Below are 20,866 nucleotides of genomic sequence, written 5' to 3'. Positions count from 1 at the left end.
AACAGCACTTATCATTTTATATCAGAAATAAATAAATGGCTCCGTCAACGTATTAAGCTACGTTTGGCGGAGCTGTTTTTTGTTAGACAGGCAGGTGTAAGAAGCTTGAGTGAGAAACGAAACAGAAGTAAGCTATTTTTAGTTATTTTGAAGCTGCGGACAGTTTGTTTTTCCAATTAGCTAATAACTCTTGTCGTCTAGCAGCAGCGAGATTAAACGAATAGCTATCCAAAATATGTCCCATTTCAGCTTTTTCCAGCTTGCTATTCAGCTCAATATCGCTAATAACAGGATTAGAGAAGGCTGTATTCATGTAATAGGTTTGTGCATCACTGGATAACATGTAGTCCACAAGCTTTTTTGCTGCTTTACGATTATTACTTGTTTTTAAGATCGATACTGCACCGATTTCCCAGCCGGCATTGGGAGGAATAATCGAATGCAGCTTGTAGCCAGAATTAGCAAAGCGCAACTGATCGCCCAAAAACGAAATTGCAGCAGTAGCTTCGCCCATTGCTAGGCGTTGTGCAGAGGTAATGCCGGAAAAATGCATCATTCGACTATGCTGCTTTAACTTATACAATAAAGCAATCGCCTCATCTGTTCCACGTTCCTGTTCTAGCGAAGCAAGCAAAGTGTAGCCAGTTCCTGAGGTTTCGGGGTTAGGAATGTCCAGTTTGCCGCGCAGCGGCTCAATAAGCAGGTCCTCGTACGTTTGCGGATAGGGGAGGGAAGATAGCTCAGGATCCTGCTCCCAAGCTTCAATATTAATACCTATCGCTAACGGACCCGTATAAATTCCTGTCCAATACTTATCACTATCTTTATAAATATCGGCAATCCGATCGCTGTTTTTCGGAGCATATTTGAGCAGCTTATCGTTAAGCTTTAGCTGTTCGTGTAAATCTGCAGGGCCGCCTAACACAACATCAACATCGCTTTGATTCATCGTAAGTAACTGATAGCTTGCTTCTCCACTAGCCATGCGAATCATTTCGTACGGTTGATTTTCTTGCTGTTTAAACTTCTCTAACAGAATCCGTGCTTCATCCTCTTGAAAAATAACAAGTACTTTAAGCGGTTGCAAATGATTGGGGCGATCATGCAGAACAAGCCATGAGACAACACCGATAACAATGATGGCAGAAAGTCCGAACCACAGTTTGCGCATTTGCATGCTCACTCCTTATGTACGAATATAACAATGAATTAAATGATTTTCCTTAGCATAACACAAACAGAAGAAAAGCAAACATGCTTTTCTCCTGTTTTATGCAAAAGACTTTTTCACTATTGATTATTCATTAATTAGGTGAAGCTTATCAGGAGAGGCGCTAATTTGAATAGTGCCATTATAGCGGGTTGCACCTACATCATAAGCATCAATAATCCATTCCGTAATCCCGTACTTATTCTCTTTATCTACAACGAAGTAGCGTTCTTTTTCACCAAGGAAAGTAGAATTTGAAATAGTTGCACTAATGACAAAATCATTTTCCTTCGCTTCTGCGTTAATTCGTAATGATTCAGGACGCACACTAAGCAGAACTTGGTCACCAACTTTAAGCGTTAAGTCGCTATTAACGGTAACTGTACGACCATCTTTACCATACTTCACAGTAACATTGCTGCCTTGTACACCAACAACCTCGACTGTCATGAAATTCGTTGTACCGATGAAATCTGCGACATATTGAGTGCGCGGTTTATAATAAATTTCATGAGGCGAACCATGCTGGTCAATGACCCCTTTATTAAATACGACAATTTCATCAGACATAGACAAAGCTTCAAGCTGATCATGCGTAACATAAATAACTGTAAGTCCAAGATCCTGTTGAATGGTGCGCAACTCTACACGAACCTCTTCACGCAGCTTAGCATCAAGGTTACTTAGCGGCTCATCCAGCAAAATGATTGGTGAGTTCATAACAAGCGCACGAGCCATAGCAACGCGTTGCTGCTGACCGCCTGACATTTCATGCGGATAACGCCCCTCTAGTCCTGTAAGCTTCACTTTAGCTAGCGCCGCTTTAACTCGCTCTTGAATTTCTTCTTCAGGGCGTTTTTGAATATCCAAGCCGTAGGCAACGTTATCGAAAACAGTCATATGCGGGAATAGGGCATATTCTTGGAATACCATCGGTGTTCCACGTTTATAAGGTGGAAGTTCATTGACACGTTTACCTGATATATATATATCGCCACTGTCTACTGTATAAAACCCTGCAATTGAACGAAGTAAAGTCGTTTTACCGCAGCCACTTGGTCCAAGAAACGTAATAAATTTACCTTTTTCAATTTGCAGATTTATATTTTTAAGAACGTGGTTACTACCAAATACTTTATTAATATTTTTAAGATCAAGCAATAATGGTTCAGTCATTGAACTCACTCCTTAGACTTTTTATGAAGCTTGTTGCTTTATTTAGAAATCGAAAACTTTAACTTTGTCTCGGAAAATTAACTTGATAACTCCCAGCGTACCTAGCGTTGCGCCCATCAAACCAACTGCTACAGCTGCAGCCCAATAGTAGGTTCCTGTTTCTGCATAGTTAAAGATGGAAACAGCTGCAACGACCCATTTTGGTGTAATAAGGAAAATAATTGTACTTAACGTATTCATATTTTTCATAAAAGCATATACAAAGTTAGCGACAATCGTTTTTTGCAGCATTGGAAATACAATCGTAAGCAATGTTTGGTTACTATTTGCACCAAGATTCGTCGATGCTTCCTCAATTGACTTGTCTACTTGTTTAAAGGCAGCGGTTAATCCGCGATAACCGACTGGCATTTGCTTAAGCAGCATAGCAATAACAATCAATACTGCGGTACCTTGCAAGACGATAGGACCTTTGCTGAAGGCTACAATTAATGCTAAACCGACAAATGTACCTGGCAGAGCAATCGGCAATACTGCTGCAAAATCAAGCGCTTTCTTGCCTGGGAAAGGTTTACGAGTAATAATGTAAGCAAGCACTAAAGCAAAGCCGACAGCTAGCAATGCACTAATAAGCGATAACACTAATGAATTTAGTACAGCAGGGCTGGAAGAGCTAAATACTACACTTTTCAAATGGTCTAGCGTAAAGGTATTGTCTTTACCGAAGTTCCGTGTAAATGCATATAAAATAGTGATTAAGAACATAGAGATAATCATTAATGAAATGAGTGAGTTAAAAATAAACAACATCCAGTCTGTACGTTTAGATGTAGTAACACGCTTTAAGCCAGATACTGGTTTACCGGTTACTGTTGAATAAGAGCCTTTGGATAATACTTTATTTTGCATCCAGAATACGAGTAATGCCGGAATTACTAGAATAATCCCCATTACTGATGCTAAACCAGGCTCGTTATTAATAATTTCCCCGTATATTTCTACAGCTAGCAGCGAGTAGTTACCGCCAATTAGCTTGGGATTTCCAAAGTCAGCAAAACAGTTAATCGCAACTAGCAAAAATGCATTAACGACGCCTGGCATTGCTAGTTTAAGCGTTATCGTTCTAAATAGCTTGAAGCCGCGTGCACCTAAATTTTGCGCTGCTACTTCAAGGTTAGGAGAGATGGAACGAAGCACACCGGTTATTGTCATATAAGCTAACGGAAAATAGGATATCGTTTGAACAATCCAAAGACCTGGCAGACCATATAAATCGAGCTCAACTCCAAAATTAGAGCGAAGCCATTGAGAGATAAAGCCGCCGCGACCGAATAGTAATAGAAATGCCAAGCCGCTCATTACCGAAGGAGCAAGCAATGGTAAAAATGCAATAAATCTAAAAAACTTTTTTCCTTTAATATTGCTGTAGTTAATAGCATACGCATAGATAAAGCCGAATACCGTCGCCGTTAAGGCTGAAAGCGATGAGCTAACAATCGTATTTAATAATGCAGTTCCATAACGCGGTTTAGTGAAAAAGGTAGTCCAATCACTTCCGCTTGTGGTGAACACGATGACAATTAACGGATAGATTACAAATAAAATTAGAAAGATAGAGCTTGTTAAAACTAATGTGAGAGAAGAAGGGTCTTTGAACAGCCGTTTGAGCGCCTCACCGGTTCCCTTTTTTTCTTTGATCATGGTGTATTAAACCACCTTTCACTTCATTTATTGTGTAAGGAAGTTCAAAGCATCCGACTTTATTGCCGAATGCTTTGAACGTTAGTTGTTCCAGCTTATTTCAAATCTTTCAAAGCATCTTGAAGTTCTTTACGTTCAGCAGCTGCTTTCCATAAATCGTAGTTCACATTGTAGTTAGTTTCTTTAATGTCAATGCCGCCTTCAGCCACTGGTACAGTTGGCTTAACAGAAACAGAGTAAGCAGAAGATGTATAAATAACACCAGGTTCTTCAGTTAACATAAAGTCCATTAATTTTTTTGCTGCTTCTGTATTAGGTCCGTCTTTAATAATGGATAGAGCGCCTACTTCATAACCTGCGTTTTCTGGTACAATACTGAAAATTGGATTGCCTTTAGCTTTAATTTTTAATTGGTCGCCAAGGAAAGTAACACCGATTGTATATTCCCCGTTCGCCGCTTTTTGAATTGGCTCAATACCAGATTTTGGTCTTTCCTTCATATTAGGAAGTAGTTGTTCCATGTACTCTAGCATTTTGTCTTTGCCCCAAACTTGTGCCAGGGAAGCAACTGCAGTGTAAGCTGTACCAGAAGTAGCTGGGTCAGACATACCGATTTCCCCTTTAAATTTTGGATCCAGTAACTCTTCAAAAGTTTGCGGATATGGGTCGTCTCCATAAAGTGTTTTCCAACGTTCTTCGTTAATACCGATCGCAATTGGATTTAGATAGAAGCCAGTCCAATAACCTTCAACATCTTTATGATTATCAGCAATGTCTGATGCATTTGGCGAAATATAAGCTTCTAGTACGCCTGCTTGTTTAAGCACTTCATGAGAATCAGCAGGACCACCCATTAGAAAGTCTGCTTGAGGATTTCCAGCTTCGTTTTGCACACGAGCTACAGCTTCACCGCTTGGCAAGCGTAAAATATCATAATCGATACCTGTTTCCTCTTTGAATTTATCTAATATTTTTCTTGCTTCTTCTTCTTGGAAAATAGAGTAGACGGTAATTTTTTTAGTTTCTTTTCCGCCAAGCACTCCGCTTTTGTACAAGAAAAAGCCTCCAATTAACACTACTGCAATGACAGCAATTAAAATAATTGATGAATTATTTTTTCTTCTAGCCATTGAAATTCCCACCTTTTAATAATATTTGATTGTAGGAATAAGAAAGCTAAGCGACTCTTTGAAAGCCCTTTCTTTTTCCTCGTGCCTTTACTTTACTCCTTAGATGTCTTAAAAAAATTGAATAATTGTATCAATTTTGTAACAGCGCTTACATATTTGATACACAAGGGTGATAGCGCTTTACTATTATTGAACTTGCAACAAAATGTTACATAAAAAAAGACTAGCCGCAGTTTAAATGCGACTAGCCATAGATTTAAGTGTTGGCTGAATCCAGCTTAAAATATGCATGATGATTCGTTTCATCCAACAGGTCGTAAATGACAAAATATCCGCTACTGTAAGCGTCAATATGCAGCCAATGTTTATATTGCTCACTTGAATCTTCTAACTGAACCACATAGTGAGCTATCGACTGATGATTAAGCTGTGTAATCGGGCTAAAGTCAATGACACGAGCAGCTGTACTCATATCATTTGTAAGCTGCAAACGTTCGTCTTCTGTTAACGGAATGAGCTTACCATCGACAAGTGTGGCAACATGATTGCGATCGCTGTTTAACGCTTTAACAATCATATCCTGGGTGAGCAACTTATCAATAAAGTTACTTTGCAGCTTACGAATAATTGCACTAATATTTAGTGAGCTGACGTATTCATCATTAAAGGTAAAGCTCTGAGCATCAATTACAAAAGGAATTGGATCTTGATCTAAATAATACATTACCCCGTTAATTGAAAAGTTAGCTCGTTTCGTAAAGCTTTCCTTTTGCCCAGAGGCAAGCAGCTCATAAAATATTGTTTTATATTGCAGTAGCTCTTTTGGATCTTCAATAGAAACCGTACCTAACCCTGGGTAGCTTACCTCAATTTTCATCGGCATCCCAGACATTGTATCTAAAGACAGTTCATTGCTGGAAACGATATGAACTTTCTCTACCGGTATACGAAGAAAATAAGCGCAGATGCCGATTAGCAAGCAGCCAATAACGATTTGCAGCATAATAAGTCTATGCCAGGGCAAAGCTTTTAAGTTGCGCACAGCATCCTCCTCCTATAAATTTTCCTCGTATTTACTAAAATATAGCTCTACTTTCGTGCCAATGCTTGGCTCGCTTGTTACAAAAATGGAACCGCCCTGTAATTCCATTAGCTCTTTAACAAGTGGCATTCCTAGTCCATGAGAATTAGCAGAAACGGTACGTGGCTTCTTTGGACGTTTGAACATTGCAGATAACTGTTCATGACTCATTCCTTTCCCATTATCAGAAATGCTGATAATTCCATGCAATGCATCTTCCCGCAAAGCGACTTCTATTTCACTGCAATCGCTATGCTTTAACGCATTGTCGATAATATTAAAGATAACCTGTTGGGTACGTTCCGGATCAATGTAAACGATAGAAGACTGTTTGCGTATGGTCAGCTTAATTGAAGACTTCATAATCGTCGGAGCAAGAATATTTAAACATTCCTCCGTAATTTCTCCAAGATCGACATATTTTCGTTGAATATTCCAGACTTCATTTTTCATTAGCGAGTTATGAAGCAATTGCTCAACCATATGCAGCAATCTCGTACTTTCTTTGCGAATATAGGCGTTGCTTTCACGAATTTCGTCACTCGGCTGTAATTTATCAATTAGGTTAGAGAAGCCAATGATAGAGGTGAGCGGAGTTTTAAGCTCATGGGTCATATTATCATAAAATTTTTTTTGCTTATTTTGCTCGTACTCTAATAAAGCGACATGATGCATTAATGAGTCTGACATTTGGTTAAAGTCATGACTTAGCTCGCCAATTTCATCCTTGCTGCTTTGCTTAATCTTCATGCTGTAATTACCTTTAGCGACATGCTTAAGGGCGCGCTGCAAATCATGGAGCGGCTTAAGCAATGCCGAAGAAAAGGATATACCGGCTAACAAAGTAAGTAGTAAGCAGGCTAAGGAGACACCAATAAACCAATACCGCATTTCGTTAAGCGTAGCATCATGTTGACTAAGGTCAATAAGGTAGCGAATTCCGCCAACCGTTTCTCCTTTATACATAAAGGGAGCAGAATAAATAAAATAGCGAGTATTGTTTTCCTGAGCGATAATCGTTGCCGTATTTCCTTTAAGCGCAGCAGCGATGTCATCACGCTTGAGTAAAAGATTTTTATCACTGCTGCCGACAATCGTTTCGTCATTTGAAAAAAGCTGAACATTAATATTACTGTTTGCTGCAAGATGAGAAGCAATAAAGGGAGCATAATTTCCTGTAAATATTTGTTCGACACTTATTTTTCGATCGTTAATCAGCTTAAGTGTCTCAATTCTATGCAAAGCGTAATATTGATTGAGCGTGCCTGTTTCTTTTTCCAACATTCCTTTATTTAAGGAATATTGCACAACAAAGTACATCACAATGAGCAGCATGGCAATGGTTAGCGAGTTTTGAATAAACATCTTGCTTCTAAGCCTCATCGCTTACCTCCAGCTTGTAGCCTTTGCCATGCACCGTAGCAACTACTGAATCATACGGCTTTAACTTTTCCCGGAGACGGTTAACCATCATATCGACAGAGCGCGTCGGACCATAATAGTCGTAGCCCCAAACGATGTCAAGCAGTTGTTCACGGGTAAATACTTTTTTCGGATTGGTGCATAGCAGCCACATAAAATCAAATTCCTTTGTTGTCGTTTTAATCAGTTTGCCGTTAATTTTTAGCGTTCGTTCATCATTATCAATTTCAATATTCCCAATGTGAACAACTTTATTATCTGCCAGTGGTTTCATTCTTCGCATCACTGCTTTAATCCGTTCAACTAACTCGCGTGTTTCAAACGGCTTGGTCATATAATCATCTGCGCCAAGCTGAAATCCAAGAATTTTATCGTTCATTGCATTTTTTGCAGTAAGTACGATAACAGGGATTTGAGAAAACTGCTTTTGAAGCGCTTGCAGAAATTGAAATCCAGATTGATCAGGGAGCATCAAATCAAGCAGGATAAGATTAACTGACTGTGTTTGCAACTGCTCTGTTGCCTCACGTACTGTTCCTGCTACAGCAACCTCATACCCTTCTACTTGCAAACTAAGTTTGAGCAGCATTTGGATGCTGGAATCATCTTCAACAATTAAAATTTTCATTCGTCATCACCCATTTTCTCCTAATAAACGAGGACTGTCTTGCTCTATATTATTGGACAATGAAAGCGCTTTGTAAAGTGTATGACTTTGTAGTAAAGCATGGTAATTAAGTTAGTCTTGATCCAATTTAACAGCGTTAACATAATCCGCTGGAAGAAAATAGCGGATAAAAGACTAGCAGAGTGGCAATACTGGAGGACATAGATATGAAATATTTATGCTTCTTTGGTGCTTTCATTTACTGAAAGTATTTCATGTTGTTATATGAAAAGTTAATTGTTCATGCTTCTAATGCTTCTGAAGTACTTTTCATGTACAGATTTCATGTACAGAGAAGTAATTTCAGGAAGTCAACATGAAAAGTTAAGCCAAATGCTTCCGAAGTACTTTTCATGTATAGAGAAGTAATTTCAGGAAGTCTACATGAAAAGTTTTAGGAGGGTTTATATGAATCTATCTTCTCCTTCTAGTTCCTCAATGCCAGTCTCATCTTATGCCAGTGCCAGCTCACAACGAATGACAGAGGATTATGGGTGGGTGCAGCCGCCACAAATGCTGCTGCAAAGGTTTTGCACTAGATTAGAGCAACAGTTACTTGGTAAGCAGGAGGTTGTTTATCAGGCAACGGTCTGCCTGCTTGCGAAAGGGCACTTATTAATTGAGGATGTTCCAGGTGTCGGAAAAACGTTGCTAGCAACATCAATTGCAAGTTTGCTAGGCGGAACGTTTCATCGCATCCAATTTACCTCTGATCTAATGCCAGCAGATATTGTTGGCGGAATGGTGCTAGATCAAGGTGGGAGAGGGCTTGTTTATCGTGAAGGTCCAATTATGGCAAACGTCGTGCTGGCTGATGAGCTGAACAGAGCAAGCACACGAACACAGTCTGCACTTTTAGAAGCACTTGAGCATGGAAGTGTAAGTATAGAAGGAGTAAGTTATCCTTTACCAACACCGTTTGCCTTTATTGCTACACAAAATCCGCTGTGCTATGAAGGAACAAATCGTTTGCTGGAAGCTCAATTAGATCGCTTTATGATGCAAATTAGTATAGGTTACCCTGATATTCGGACTGAGCAAGCATTGCTAGCACAGTTTGCAGATGGTGCGAGACAAACAGGGGAACACTTGCGAACCGTTGTTTCGCAAGTAGATTGGCTGCAAATGCAAAGAGAAGTCGAACGTATTTATGTACACCCGACTTTAATCGCTTATATGACAGAGGTAGCCGCTTTTTCTAGACAGGATGAAAGACTGACACTAGGTTTAAGTCCGCGTGCTATGCGTGATTGGTTAAGGGCGGCGCAAGCCAATGCCTATATGCAAGGAAGAGGTTATGTTGTACCCGATGATTTACTTGATCTTGGCAAAGCAGTGTTAGCTCATCGAATTGAACTTCAAGGCGCAAAGCAAGCGATTAATGATAAGCGGGAATATATTGAACGCTTATTAATGTTGGTCCCTATGTCAATGTGTAAGAAGGGGAGAGGTCAATGAGTGAGCAAGTAACTCCAAAGCAAGTAAAGCGTACGGAACCTGTTAGTACAGTAATCGAGCTAGAAGCTCGCTATCGGACAAGATATGTCGCATGGATCGGGATTTTACTATTATGGTCGGGTTCACTAGGAGCAATTGTTTGGCGTGGAGCAGCTCCTGAATGGCTATTGTTTGCAGCGTTGAGCTTAGTTTGCTTAAGCAGCGGCTTGCTTCCAGTGTTTGCAGCCTACAAATTAAACTACAACCGAACAATCTTAACCTCCACAGTGAAGGAGGGACAACTGCAAGTCGATATAATGTTAACTCGTGCACTTCCTGTGCCTAGTGTATGGTACTCCGTTAATGATCAATTATTGAACAGCAGTACAATGCGAGGAGAAAAGATTAAGCTGCGTGCAAGTTTCATGCCTCTCTTTCATAGAAAAATGTCTATGTCATTTGCGATTAAGGATTTGGAGAGGGGAAATTACGTCTCTAAACCAACGATCATCAATATTATTGATTGGTTAGGGCTGACATGCATTAAGCTTGAGCTAGAAAATGCAGCATCGTTTATTGTGCTTCCGCAATACCATGAGCCGACAGAAGAAAGCTATGTTGCGCGCAATACGAGCAGTAAATGGCTTAAAGCAAATAGCAACACAATAAAGCCAGTTTTGCTTCATACCAGTCAATCATTGCTAGATAATGAAGGGGATGGTCAGTTGGGAAAAAGCAATTCTAAGCAGGAAGGCAGCAGCTTTACAATACGACCATATGTTGCAGGAGATAACTATCGTCGATTAGATAGTCGTGCAGCAGCCAGAGGAATCGGTTGGTATACGAAATTAGCCGAGACTGAGGATTCCCCGCCTAAGCTATGTTTTCTGCTCGATCAATATGATTTGCCTTATGAGGAGTCACAGCAGGATCAATTATTTCACTCGTTAATCGATTGGTGCTTAGCGGATACAATCCATGCAGGAGCAAAGCAAAATGTTTCGATTTTAAGTGACAATTGGAGCTTTGAATATCGTAGCAGCGAGCACAATGAGGAGCTAAAAACGTTACTTGCGTTAACTCGACCTGATGTGACGCTTAAGATGAGGGAGCGGGTTGACTTTTTCGCTCCACTATTTCCTAGCAACGGACATATTGTTGTTTATTCAGGTGCATGGAAGGATAGTGACGGATGGATTGCACTCGCGGAAGCGGCAAGGCTAAAAGGAAGTTCAGTAGAACTGCAATTTGTTACAACTAATCGTGTCATGACTTATGCGATGCGAGAGCAGCAGAAGGTGCTAGAAACAGCAGGTATCCCAATTGTATGGCGTTACAGCACAGAGAAGCCAGCCACCATTATAGAGGTAGCACAAGGGAGTGAGCAGTATGCAACAGCAACATAATGAGTTTGAGCCTAGTAACTTATTTCGCATGCTTACGACCTTGTTACTTCTTGCTTTACTGCTAGAATGGTTATTTCCTTGGCTGGATGCGGGCGAATGGCGAATGTTATTTCATCCACAGTATTTAATATGGATGACAGTTATTATTTTAGCAATTGGTTTATTACGTCCAAGGCTATATTTGTTCGTTAGTGCAGGTATATCTCTTCTGCTGATTAGCTTATATTTACTGTTTCGCAGCGAGGAACAGTATATCGGTGAATGGTTAATAAATTTTATTCCATCGCTAATTAGCAATCTGTCAGAGATGATGGAATTTGGGATTGCAGTTATGTCTGATGAATTTCGTACGATGCTGCTGTTTACGGGTTGGTTACTGCTTGCACCAGCTTTACAGTCTGTTATTTGGCAATATCATTTTTCACTAGCGTTAGTTGCAGCTACATTAGCTTATTTGCTGATGCTTCATACCGTGCTAGGCTTTGATATATGGCTTGGCTTGTTGCGTGTGATAGGAGTAAGCTTATTGCTTATAGCTGTAACTACAGGTCAAAAGCTAAAGCGCTATATGCCGCTGACCAGCGGAAGCAAGTTATTTCTCTATCGTTGGATTAGCGTTACCGTCTTGACTGCGATTATCGTAAGCGGAGGCTACTTATTAAGTGAAAATAAAGAGAAGCAAAGTGAGCCAATCGCTTGGGCAGAACTTTTTACAAAATCGGTGGCTGATGAATTAGCAGCATGGAGTCAACAGTCGAGCGGAGTACCGTTAAAAAATGTAACGAGCAGCAGTTTTCGCAATAATTCAGTAGCCTATGCAGGCTATGACCTGAATGATAGCCGCTTAGGTGCTAAAATGAGTAAAAATGCAGATGAGGTCGTATTTTACGGCTGGTCGTCTGAAAAAAGTTATTGGCGTGGTGAGTCAAAGTCAACTTATACTGGAAAAGGTTGGGTCGATGAAGAAGAAACGTTAATGTTACATAAAACAGCAGACGATGTAGATACTGCTTTAGCTAAGTTAGACAGTAGGGAGAAAAGAGAACAAATATTGCAAACAGTAACCTTTAAAGAGCCAACAGCAGGCATGCCGCTATTACAAGGAGGAATAAAAGGGGTAGTATTACAGCTTGAAGCGAGCAATCCCGATCGCCAATTAAGCAGTTATATTGTTGAACCAGCTACAGGAGCAATTTATCCTCCCACAACGGATGCTGAGGTGAAAAGCTACACATTAATGACAGAGTTGCCCATTAAGCAAGCTGATTTGCAAGCTGAGTTGAATAAGCCGACTGAGTCATTGGCAGAGCGTGCCTGGGAAGTTGATATGCTTAGCGAGTATTTACAATTACCTGAGGACTTGCCTGAACGGGTTATAGCTCTTGCTGCAGAGGTAGCGGGCGGCGGTTTGACATCACGTTATGAGCAAGTTAAAGCAATCGAAAAATATTTGCAAACCAGCTACACCTATAGCCTTAACAGTAAGCTGCCAGACGATAGTGAGGATTTTGTTGATCATTTTTTGTTTGAGCAGAAGCAAGGCTATTGCGTTCATTTTTCTACAGCAATGGTTGTAATGCTTCGCTCTCAAGATATTCCTGCCCGCTGGGTGAAAGGGTATCAAAGCGGCAAACCAGTCGAGCAACGTATTTCAGACGGAGTAACAAAGACTCTATATGAAGTAAGTCAAAATGATGCGCATGCTTGGGTTGAAGTTTATTTTCCTGAAGTAGGCTGGGTTCCATTTGATCCGACGCCGCTTGACATAGCTTCAGACAATCAATCATCAGCTGTTTTAGCTCCATTACATAAACTCCATGATCAATTGCTTACTGCACTTAAGAAGTGGAGCAGCCTATTGACAATTAACCAATGGCTTTGGCTAATAGCTGTCTCATTTGCTTTACTTATCGGTTGGTTAACACTGTTTATTTCTTGGCCTGCCCTTAAGCGCAAGTTATATTTACGTAACTATAGAGCAGCGTATCAGCAACTTGAAAAAAGTGTTTCATCTTTAGAGCAAGTTATTGGAGCAGCAAGCTTACCTGAGCGTAGCAGCAGGCGGTTAACTTGGAATAAGCAAACACAAGTGAGAGTAAGTAAGCTGCAGCAACGGCTGCAAGCAAGCTTGGAATGGCTGGCAGAGGATTTGTTGAGCAAATGGGAGAGAAAACTAGGCATCACAGACAGCTCATCTCTATGGCGTACTTGGCGACAACGTATAAATCCAATTGTTCACTATTGGAGCAATAGTGAAGCCGAGCAGGCACAAAATTTGCAGCAGCTTAACCGATTTATTTCTGCGCTTGAGCAGCTACAATACAGCAATCATCCAGTTGCGCTTACTCCACAAGAGCTAAAAGCAACTGTGTTAGCTTTGCATAAATCGAGCCTTTACAAAGTAAAACGGAAAAACTTACCTGCAACATGGACAAGTGAAAGCGAAAAGCTGTCTAAGCAGGAAGAATACTAATTATCTGCAAAAAACAGTCGTGTAATTTGACAAAGTTTTGCCAAATTACACGACGTTTTTACATAATACGGTGGGACAACCTTGACTATCATAAAGCGCAATAGATATAATTATCACATTAATTGTGGGAGGATCGGTCATGACAAAGCAAAATGAAATTATCGTTGTTCTTGATTTTGGAGGACAATACAACCAACTAATCGCAAGACGTATTCGCGATTTGGGAGTATATAGTGAGCTGTTGCCTTATAATACTCCTGTCGAACGTTTGCGTGAAATTAATCCAAAAGGTATCGTATTTTCTGGTGGCCCTGCAAGCGTGTATGAGGAAAATTCTCCGCTTGTTGATCCAGGCGTATACGATTTGAATATTCCAATTTTCGGTATTTGCTACGGTATGCAAATGATCTCACATCAGCTTAACGGTAAAGTTGATCGTGCAGGCAAACGTGAATATGGTAAAGCAGAAGTGAAATTTACTGCAGACTGCCCAATTATTGATGGTCTAGAAAAAGATCAAACGGTATGGATGAGCCATAGCGATAAAGTTATTGAATTGCCGGCTGGTTTTAAAGTTGTGGCAAGCTCTGAACATGCACCAATTGCTGCAATTAGCAACGATGAGCGTCGTATTTATGCGGTTCAATTCCATCCAGAGGTTCGTCATTCTGTGAATGGTGACGCAATGATTAAAAACTTCCTTTACAACGTATGTAAATGTGAAGGCAATTGGACAATGGAAAGCTTTATTGAGGATACAATTGCAGATATTCGCAAACAAGTCGGTAAAGAAAAAGTGCTTTGCGCACTATCTGGTGGCGTAGATTCATCCGTAGTTGCAATTCTATTGCACAAAGCTATCGGTGATCAATTAACATGTATGTTTATCGATCATGGCTTGTTGCGTAAAGGTGAAGCTGAGAGCGTAATGGAGACCTTTGTTGGCAAATTTGACATGAAGGTTGTTAAAATTGATGCTCGCGAACGCTTCCTTGGCAAGCTTAAAGGCGTTGATGATCCTGAGAAAAAACGCAAAATTATCGGTAATGAATTTATTTATGTGTTTGATGAGGAATCTAAGAAATTTGACGATTTCAAATTCCTTGCCCAAGGCACACTTTACACAGATATCGTAGAAAGTGGTACAGCAACTGCACAAACAATTAAGTCTCACCATAACGTTGGCGGATTGCCAGAGGATATGAAGTTTGAGCTAGTCGAGCCGCTTAAAGCATTATTCAAGGACGAGGTTCGTAAAGTCGGAGAAGAATGCGGTCTGCCAAGAGAAATCGTATGGCGTCAACCATTCCCAGGTCCAGGTCTTGCGATTCGCGTACTTGGTGAAGTAACCGAAGAAAAACTTAAAATCGTTCGTGATTCTGACTATATCCTTCGGGAAGAAATTGCAAAAGCAGGCCTTGATCGTGAGATCTGGCAATACTTCACTGCACTTCCTAATATGAAATCTGTAGGCGTAATGGGTGACGCTCGTACCTACTCTTACACTGTAGGTATTCGTGCAGTAACGTCAATTGACGGTATGACTGCAGACTGGGCACGCATCCCTTGGGAAGTACTAGAGAAAATCTCTGTCCGCATCGTTAACGAAGTAGATAACGTAAACCGTGTAGTGTACGATATTACTTCTAAGCCACCTGCAACGATTGAGTGGGAGTAGGTAAAATTTACTATTTATTCTCTATCCCAGTAGTAGCACGATTTTGAAGGCTTCTAATTGAGTATTCACTCATTCATCTGCAGCTATTGGTCTTTAAAAAATGACTCTCTTTTATTTGTGTTATTCAACAAATAAAAGAGAGTTTTTTGAGTTTAAAATTAATGAATTCAATGATGATTAAAGATGAATCATTGTTTTCTAAACAAAGGTAAAGAAGCAAGTAGACAACAGTGTCAAGAATTATGTGTAAATAAGAATAACCTTTACTTGTAGAATTACGTATTGCTTTTGAACATGGCTTGTAACTCTGCACGTGCTTTGTCAAAGCCAATATGACAGCGTGTAGCAAAGCGTTGGTTATACCCTTCAAATTGTGAAACAAGGATCTTTTCAAGTGCTTCTTCATGAGGGAATTGTTCCTTGCGCTTCGTGTATTTCTTAATCTGTTTATTGAAGGATTCAATGAGATTGGTAGAATAGATACTCTTCCATCTTGCTTGTGGGAAACTGTAAGACGCAAGATATAAGGATTCTCTAGTAAGGCTTTGGTGGCTTTAGGATAAGCAGATCTCTATTTGTCACAGAAGCGTTCTAATGCTTCACGACCAGCTTGCTCATCCTTTGCACGGTACACGGTTTTGAAATCATTACAGATCTCAGAACGATCCGACACGCGGACTTTGTGAGCAAGATTACGAGCAAGATGAACATAGCAGGTTTGGTATTTGGCAGCTGGAAAGATCTCGGAAATGGTGTTAACCATCCCTTTTAGACCATCAGAAATAAAGGGTAGCACTTCTTCGGTGCCTCCTTCTCGAAGATCGTGTAGGAGTTCTTTCCACACGTAAGCCAATTCGGTTGGAGTAATGACATAGGTTAACACCTCTTTAGATCCATCTTCACGAATGCCTACAGCTAAATAAACGGCTTCCTTAGAGACGGTCTCTCGCTTTACAGCAATATAGGTTGCGTCTAAATAAACACAAACGTAACGCTTATCTAACGGACGTTTCAAGAAGGCATCGACATGTTCCACCATCACTTGTGTCATGTTAGAAATGGTTTGCGGTGTATAGTGATGACCATACATCTTCTCAATCAAATCAGCAATTTCAGCCATCGTTACACCCTTTTGAAACATGTGAATGACAAACGATTCTAGCGTGTCATTTGATCGTTTGTAGGGTGCGACAGTCTGCTGCTTAAACTCTCCATTACGATCACGAGGGATGTGTAGCGCTAAATCTCCCATATTCGGTATGAATCGTTCGTAAGTAGCTCCCATTACGTGAGTTGCCGCTATTAAAGCCTGCACGGTCGTATTTTTCATAATTCCAGGTAAGCTGTTAATTCGGATTTCTAATAAGTGATTCATCGCTTGTTCAAGGTGAATACGAAAAATATCAATTACATCTTGTTTTGTAAATAGATCTGAACTAAATCTGTTGTAAAATGATCATAGGGAAGACCTCTTTTCTGTGAATTGTGTTGTGGTGACTTAATTCTACAAGAAAAGGTCCTCCTTTTGCTATTTATTCATTTACACAAAATATTTTATCCTCTCAAGTAGACTATAAGTGATTACTTATATTTACCATACGGCAAACTATTGTGACAGAATTTGATTATATTTGATTATTTATTGCTATATATTTTTGTGAATTAACGATTGACAATATCGTTCAATCATATATAATCATAAATGATCACAAATGATCACAAATGATCACAAATGATCAATTGCAACGTTTTGACGCATTTCATGAAAAACGTGTATCAGATGAAGAGAGGTGATTACTCATACATGTTTAGTGAGGAACGAAAAAATAAAATTATGGAACAGCTTGATCAGTCTGAGCGTGTAGATGTTGCACAATTAAGCAAATTGTTAAATGTTTCAGAATCAACAATACGCAGAGATCTCAAGGAACTGGAGGAGCAAAACGCAATTAAGCGAACGCATGGTGGCGCTGTATCGTTGAAGCTTGCCTCGAAGGCAGCAGCCGTTAATTTTGAGCCAGCTTTCCCGGAAAAAGAAATCCAATTTCGTGAGGAAAAACAGGCGATTGCCCGCAAAGCTATCGAACTGATTCAGGATGGGGATACAATTCTTCTTGACGCGGGAACGACAACACTTTATTTATTACATGAATTAAAAGCGTTTACAAATTTAACGGTTGTGACTAATGCCTTAATTTCCCCTGCTTTGCTGGAGCATCATGAAGGGATTGAAGTAATCTTTCTTGGAGGAACATTTCGAAAGCGAACTCAGGCATTAGTTGGTCCATTTACATCTACTTGCTTAAATATGATTCGGGTAGACAAATGCTTTATTGGAACGAACGGAGTCGATCTGAATATTGGGTTGACGACACCAAATATGGTGGAAGCAGAGATAAAGCAGAAGATGATTGCTTCTTCCAAATCAGTTTACCTTCTTGCCGATTCAGGAAAATTCGGTAAGTCCAGCTTTTGCAAATTTGCTGAACTTTACGAAGTGGATACATGTATTACAAATTCAGGAATTAAGGAAGATTATGTAAGAGGTATGAAAGAACTAGGGATTCGCGTGGTTATCGCAAATTAAACAAAGGATGAGGAAAATTTATGCTACCTAAGGTTATCACCATCACGTTAAATCCATCGCTAGACAAAACGGTGGTCGTCGACACCCTTGCAGAAGGAAGTGTTAACCGGATCAAGCAGGTCCGATTCGATGCAGGGGGAAAGGGGATCAATGTAGCTCGGCTGCTCACATCATTCCAAGTGAATGTGAAGGCACTTGGATATGTTGGCGACAGAGATGGCGAAGAACTGTTGAATCTGCTGGACAAGGCGAAAATTGAATCTGAATTTATTCGGGTTAAAGATCGTACGAGAACTAATTTGAAAATCTTTGCTGCAGATACGTGCATCACAACAGAATTGAATGAACCCGGTGCAAGTGTGAGCTTACAGGAAGCAAACCAGTTTCGCCAAGTTCTCGAAGAAGAACTGCGATACGCTTCATATTTGGTGCTGGGAGGTAGCGTGCCTCCGGGAGTTTCTTCTTCTATATATGGAGACTATATTCGCTTCGCGGAGCAAATGGGGGTCAAGACTGTTTTGGATGCAGATGGTGAAGCATTGAAGGAAGGATTGAAAGCCAAACCTTATGCAGTCAAGCCAAATATTCATGAGCTGCAGCAGTGGTTGGGCCGAGAGTTGCGAACTGAACGGGAAGTGATTATAGGGGCTCGTGAAATTCTTCAATTAGGAACCTCGCTTGTTATTATCTCCATGGGTGGTGATGGTGCATTATTTATAACCCGTGACGAGATTTATCGTTCCAAGCCTTTTCCCATCGTTGTGCAAAGTACAGTGGGCGCAGGGGATTCGATGGTTGCTGCGTTGATCCATGCGCTGATTGAGGGTAAGGAATTGAAAGAGATTGCGGCCTGGACTACAGCGGCCGGCACAATTACCGCCTCCAAGGAAGGGACCCAAATGTGCTCATTGAAAGAAGTCTCGCAAAGATATGAAGATGTGGAAGTGATTCGTATCACAGATATGGATGAATACGCTAATTTCAAAATAAGGGGGAAAATTAATGGATAAAAAAATACTAGCGGTAACAGGGTGTCCGACAGGGATTGCCCACACTTACATGTCGGCTGAAGCCTTAGAGCAATCAGCAAAAGAGATGAATATTTCTTTGAAGGTTGAAAAGCGGGGGGCAATGGGAGTCGAGGACGGCATTACGGAGGAAGAAATTCAAGCTGCACATGCGATCATTATTGCTGCAGATACGGATGTTCAGGAGGCGCGTTTTGAAGGAAAGCCGATCGTTAAAGTTCCTGTGGCGGAGGCCATTCGGAATCCAAAGGGATTGCTGGAGGAAGCATTGGCGAAGGAAGCGGCACCAAACAAAGAGGAATCAAAACAAGAGGCACAAACAAGAAAGCCGCAGCGTAACGAGATTTATAAGCACCTGATGACAGGTGTTTCCAATATGCTTCCGCTTGTCGTTGCAGGTGGATTGCTCATTGCCTTATCCTTTGCGTTCGGAGGAATTGAAGTCAAAGGTACGTTGGCTCAGGGACTTTCACAAATTGGAGCAAGTGCTGCATTTGCTCTTATGATTCCAGTCTTATCTGGATTTATTGCATTTTCCATTGCTGATCGTATAGGACTGGCACCTGGTCTTGTAGGTGGTATGCTGGCAGCCCAGACTGGGGCAGGATTTCTCGGCGGGATCATCTCCGGTTTTCTCGCAGGGTATATCGCAAGAGCAGTTAGGGACTATATTAAAGTGCCCAAATCGTTTGACAAACTTAAGGCAATTCTGATTATTCCGTTTTTATCTACGCTCATCGTTGGTCTGCTTATGGTATTTGTTGTGGGTACTCCAATGAAAGCGATTATGGACGGGTTGACGAACTGGCTAACTAGCATGGAATCTTCCAATGCTGTTATTTTAGGTCTTGTGTTGGGTGGTATGATCGCATTTGATATGGGAGGTCCTGTAAATAAGGCTGCTTATGCGTTTGCCGTTGGATTGCTGGCGAGCGATGTATACGGCCCGATGGCTGCGGTGATGGCTGCCGGAATGACGCCGCCGCTTGGATTATGGCTTGCAACGGTATTAGCACCTAAAAAATTTAACCAGGAGGAAAAGGAAGCAGGCAAGGCAGCTTCTTTACTCGGTTTGTCCTTCATAACGGAAGGAGCTATTCCATTCGCAGCATCTGATCCTGTCCGTATTATTCCTAGCATCGTGGCTGGTTCAGCTGTCACAGGGGCGCTGGCTATGATTTTTGATACAACACTGCGTGTACCACATGGTGGAATCTTTGTCTTGCCTATTCCAAATGCAGTAGGAAATTTGGGAATGTATGCTGTAGCTATTTTAATAGGAACGATTGTGACAGCGCTTATTACTCTGGCATTGAAAAGAAAAATAAAAGAATAAAGGATGACGAACGATGAAAATCACCGATGTATTAACAGAGAAGACCATTCAACTGCAACTGGATGCATCCAATAAAGGTGAAGCGATAGAAGAGATGGCAAAGCTGATTGATGGAGAAGGCAGTGTAACCGACCTTCAGCAGTTTGTTGCTGATGTGAAAAAGCGTGAGGAAACCAGTTCTACGGGAATTGGTTTTGGAGTTGCCATCCCTCATGGCAAGTCCACCGGGATTAGTAAGCCTTCCCTTGCCTTTGCAAAATTCACACAACCAGTAGATTGGGAAGCGCTGGATGGTAAGGAAGTCAACATGGCATTTCTGATTGGCGTGCCAGCGGAACAAGCGGGAAATGAGCATTTGCAAATTTTGACGACCTTGGCGAGAAAACTGATCCATGAATCCTTTAGAAATGATTTATTTAATGCCTCGTCTGCAGCGGAAGTGTTGAAAGTGCTTGATTTCTAATTTAGCTTTGCTGCAAGATGAACTGAGGTAACGTCGTCAAATGCGAATTAATTTTTACAATATTAATAATC

General features: G+C 40.8%; 17 protein-coding genes. 8 read left to right on the top strand and 9 right to left on the bottom strand.

Annotated elements, in window-relative coordinates:
- Window positions 1–142: 142 nt before the first annotated feature.
- The 7 genes from AC2TDL_RS06060 to AC2TDL_RS06030 all read right to left on the bottom strand — a co-directional run bounded on the left by AC2TDL_RS06060 (window position 143) and on the right by AC2TDL_RS06030 (window position 8,348).
- Window positions 143–1,171, bottom strand: a complete 1,029-nt coding sequence (locus AC2TDL_RS06060; protein WP_484699295.1) for an extracellular solute-binding protein — start codon at window positions 1,169–1,171, stop codon at window positions 143–145.
- 126 nt (window positions 1,172–1,297) lie between these two features.
- On the bottom strand, window positions 1,298–2,386 hold the full coding sequence (locus AC2TDL_RS06055; RefSeq protein WP_484699294.1) for an ABC transporter ATP-binding protein: 1,089 nt from the start codon (window positions 2,384–2,386) through the stop codon (window positions 1,298–1,300).
- A gap of 42 nt (window positions 2,387–2,428) precedes the next feature.
- Window positions 2,429–4,087 (bottom strand): ABC transporter permease, encoded by a 1,659-nt coding sequence (locus AC2TDL_RS06050; protein WP_484699293.1) that lies wholly within the window; start codon window positions 4,085–4,087, stop codon window positions 2,429–2,431.
- A gap of 95 nt (window positions 4,088–4,182) precedes the next feature.
- Window positions 4,183–5,217 carry an ABC transporter substrate-binding protein gene (locus AC2TDL_RS06045; RefSeq protein ID WP_484699292.1) on the bottom strand — a complete coding sequence of 345 codons (1,035 nt, stop codon included), beginning with the start codon at window positions 5,215–5,217 and terminating at the stop codon, window positions 4,183–4,185.
- A 256-nt stretch (window positions 5,218–5,473) separates the two neighbouring features.
- On the bottom strand, window positions 5,474–6,259 hold the full coding sequence (locus AC2TDL_RS06040; protein WP_484699291.1) for a DUF3919 family protein: 786 nt from the start codon (window positions 6,257–6,259) through the stop codon (window positions 5,474–5,476).
- 12 nt (window positions 6,260–6,271) lie between these two features.
- Window positions 6,272–7,681 carry an ATP-binding protein gene (locus AC2TDL_RS06035; RefSeq protein ID WP_484699290.1) on the bottom strand — a complete coding sequence of 470 codons (1,410 nt, stop codon included), beginning with the start codon at window positions 7,679–7,681 and terminating at the stop codon, window positions 6,272–6,274.
- Window positions 7,671–8,348: a response regulator transcription factor gene (locus tag AC2TDL_RS06030; RefSeq protein WP_484699289.1), complete on the bottom strand. Its 678-nt coding sequence runs from the start codon at window positions 8,346–8,348 to the stop codon at window positions 7,671–7,673. Before AC2TDL_RS06030 ends, AC2TDL_RS06035 begins: the two co-directional genes overlap by 11 nt.
- Before the next feature lie 447 nt (window positions 8,349–8,795).
- On the opposite strand from AC2TDL_RS06030, the gene AC2TDL_RS06025 reads away from it, so the two are divergent.
- The 4 genes from AC2TDL_RS06025 to guaA all read left to right on the top strand — a co-directional run bounded on the left by AC2TDL_RS06025 (window position 8,796) and on the right by guaA (window position 15,381).
- Window positions 8,796–9,845 carry an AAA family ATPase gene (locus AC2TDL_RS06025; protein WP_484699288.1) on the top strand — a complete coding sequence of 350 codons (1,050 nt, stop codon included), beginning with the start codon at window positions 8,796–8,798 and terminating at the stop codon, window positions 9,843–9,845.
- Window positions 9,842–11,230: a DUF58 domain-containing protein gene (locus AC2TDL_RS06020; protein WP_484699287.1), complete on the top strand. Its 1,389-nt coding sequence runs from the start codon at window positions 9,842–9,844 to the stop codon at window positions 11,228–11,230. Before AC2TDL_RS06025 ends, AC2TDL_RS06020 begins: the two co-directional genes overlap by 4 nt.
- Window positions 11,214–13,703 carry a transglutaminase-like domain-containing protein gene (locus AC2TDL_RS06015; RefSeq protein WP_484699286.1) on the top strand — a complete coding sequence of 830 codons (2,490 nt, stop codon included), beginning with the start codon at window positions 11,214–11,216 and terminating at the stop codon, window positions 13,701–13,703. The genes AC2TDL_RS06020 and AC2TDL_RS06015 overlap by 17 nt, the downstream gene beginning before the upstream one ends.
- Before the next feature lie 139 nt (window positions 13,704–13,842).
- On the top strand, window positions 13,843–15,381 hold the full coding sequence (gene guaA, locus AC2TDL_RS06010) for a glutamine-hydrolyzing GMP synthase (protein ID WP_484699285.1): 1,539 nt from the start codon (window positions 13,843–13,845) through the stop codon (window positions 15,379–15,381).
- Window positions 15,382–15,656: 275 nt separating this feature from the next.
- Here guaA and AC2TDL_RS06005 read toward each other — a convergent pair whose 3' ends face one another.
- Together AC2TDL_RS06005 and AC2TDL_RS06000 are read right to left on the bottom strand one after the other, a co-directional pair.
- Window positions 15,657–15,845 carry a hypothetical protein gene (locus AC2TDL_RS06005; RefSeq protein WP_484701072.1) on the bottom strand — a complete coding sequence of 63 codons (189 nt, stop codon included), beginning with the start codon at window positions 15,843–15,845 and terminating at the stop codon, window positions 15,657–15,659.
- Window positions 15,846–15,952: 107 nt separating this feature from the next.
- Window positions 15,953–16,756 carry an IS256 family transposase gene (locus AC2TDL_RS06000; protein ID WP_484699284.1) on the bottom strand — a complete coding sequence of 268 codons (804 nt, stop codon included), beginning with the start codon at window positions 16,754–16,756 and terminating at the stop codon, window positions 15,953–15,955.
- A gap of 405 nt (window positions 16,757–17,161) precedes the next feature.
- Between AC2TDL_RS06000 and AC2TDL_RS05995 the strand changes: the two genes are divergently transcribed.
- Genes AC2TDL_RS05995 through AC2TDL_RS05980 form a run of 4 tightly spaced genes read left to right on the top strand, consistent with a single transcriptional unit; the run spans window position 17,162 to window position 20,795 of the window.
- Window positions 17,162–17,968: a DeoR/GlpR family DNA-binding transcription regulator gene (locus AC2TDL_RS05995; protein ID WP_484699283.1), complete on the top strand. Its 807-nt coding sequence runs from the start codon at window positions 17,162–17,164 to the stop codon at window positions 17,966–17,968.
- A 20-nt stretch (window positions 17,969–17,988) separates the two neighbouring features.
- Window positions 17,989–18,978: a 1-phosphofructokinase gene (pfkB, locus tag AC2TDL_RS05990; protein ID WP_484699282.1), complete on the top strand. Its 990-nt coding sequence runs from the start codon at window positions 17,989–17,991 to the stop codon at window positions 18,976–18,978.
- Entirely contained in the window at window positions 18,971–20,332 is a 1,362-nt protein-coding gene (locus AC2TDL_RS05985; RefSeq protein WP_484699281.1) for a PTS fructose transporter subunit IIC, read from the top strand. Before pfkB ends, AC2TDL_RS05985 begins: the two co-directional genes overlap by 8 nt.
- A gap of 13 nt (window positions 20,333–20,345) precedes the next feature.
- A complete protein-coding gene (locus tag AC2TDL_RS05980) occupies window positions 20,346–20,795 on the top strand; it encodes a PTS sugar transporter subunit IIA (RefSeq protein WP_484699280.1) in 450 nt (149 codons plus the stop codon).
- Window positions 20,796–20,866 lie beyond the last annotated feature (71 nt).

The sequence above is a fragment of the Paenibacillus sp. plas6 genome, from assembly GCF_057221655.1.
Note: the sequence above shows the minus strand (reverse complement) of the source record. Positions and strands in the feature narration are given on the sequence as shown.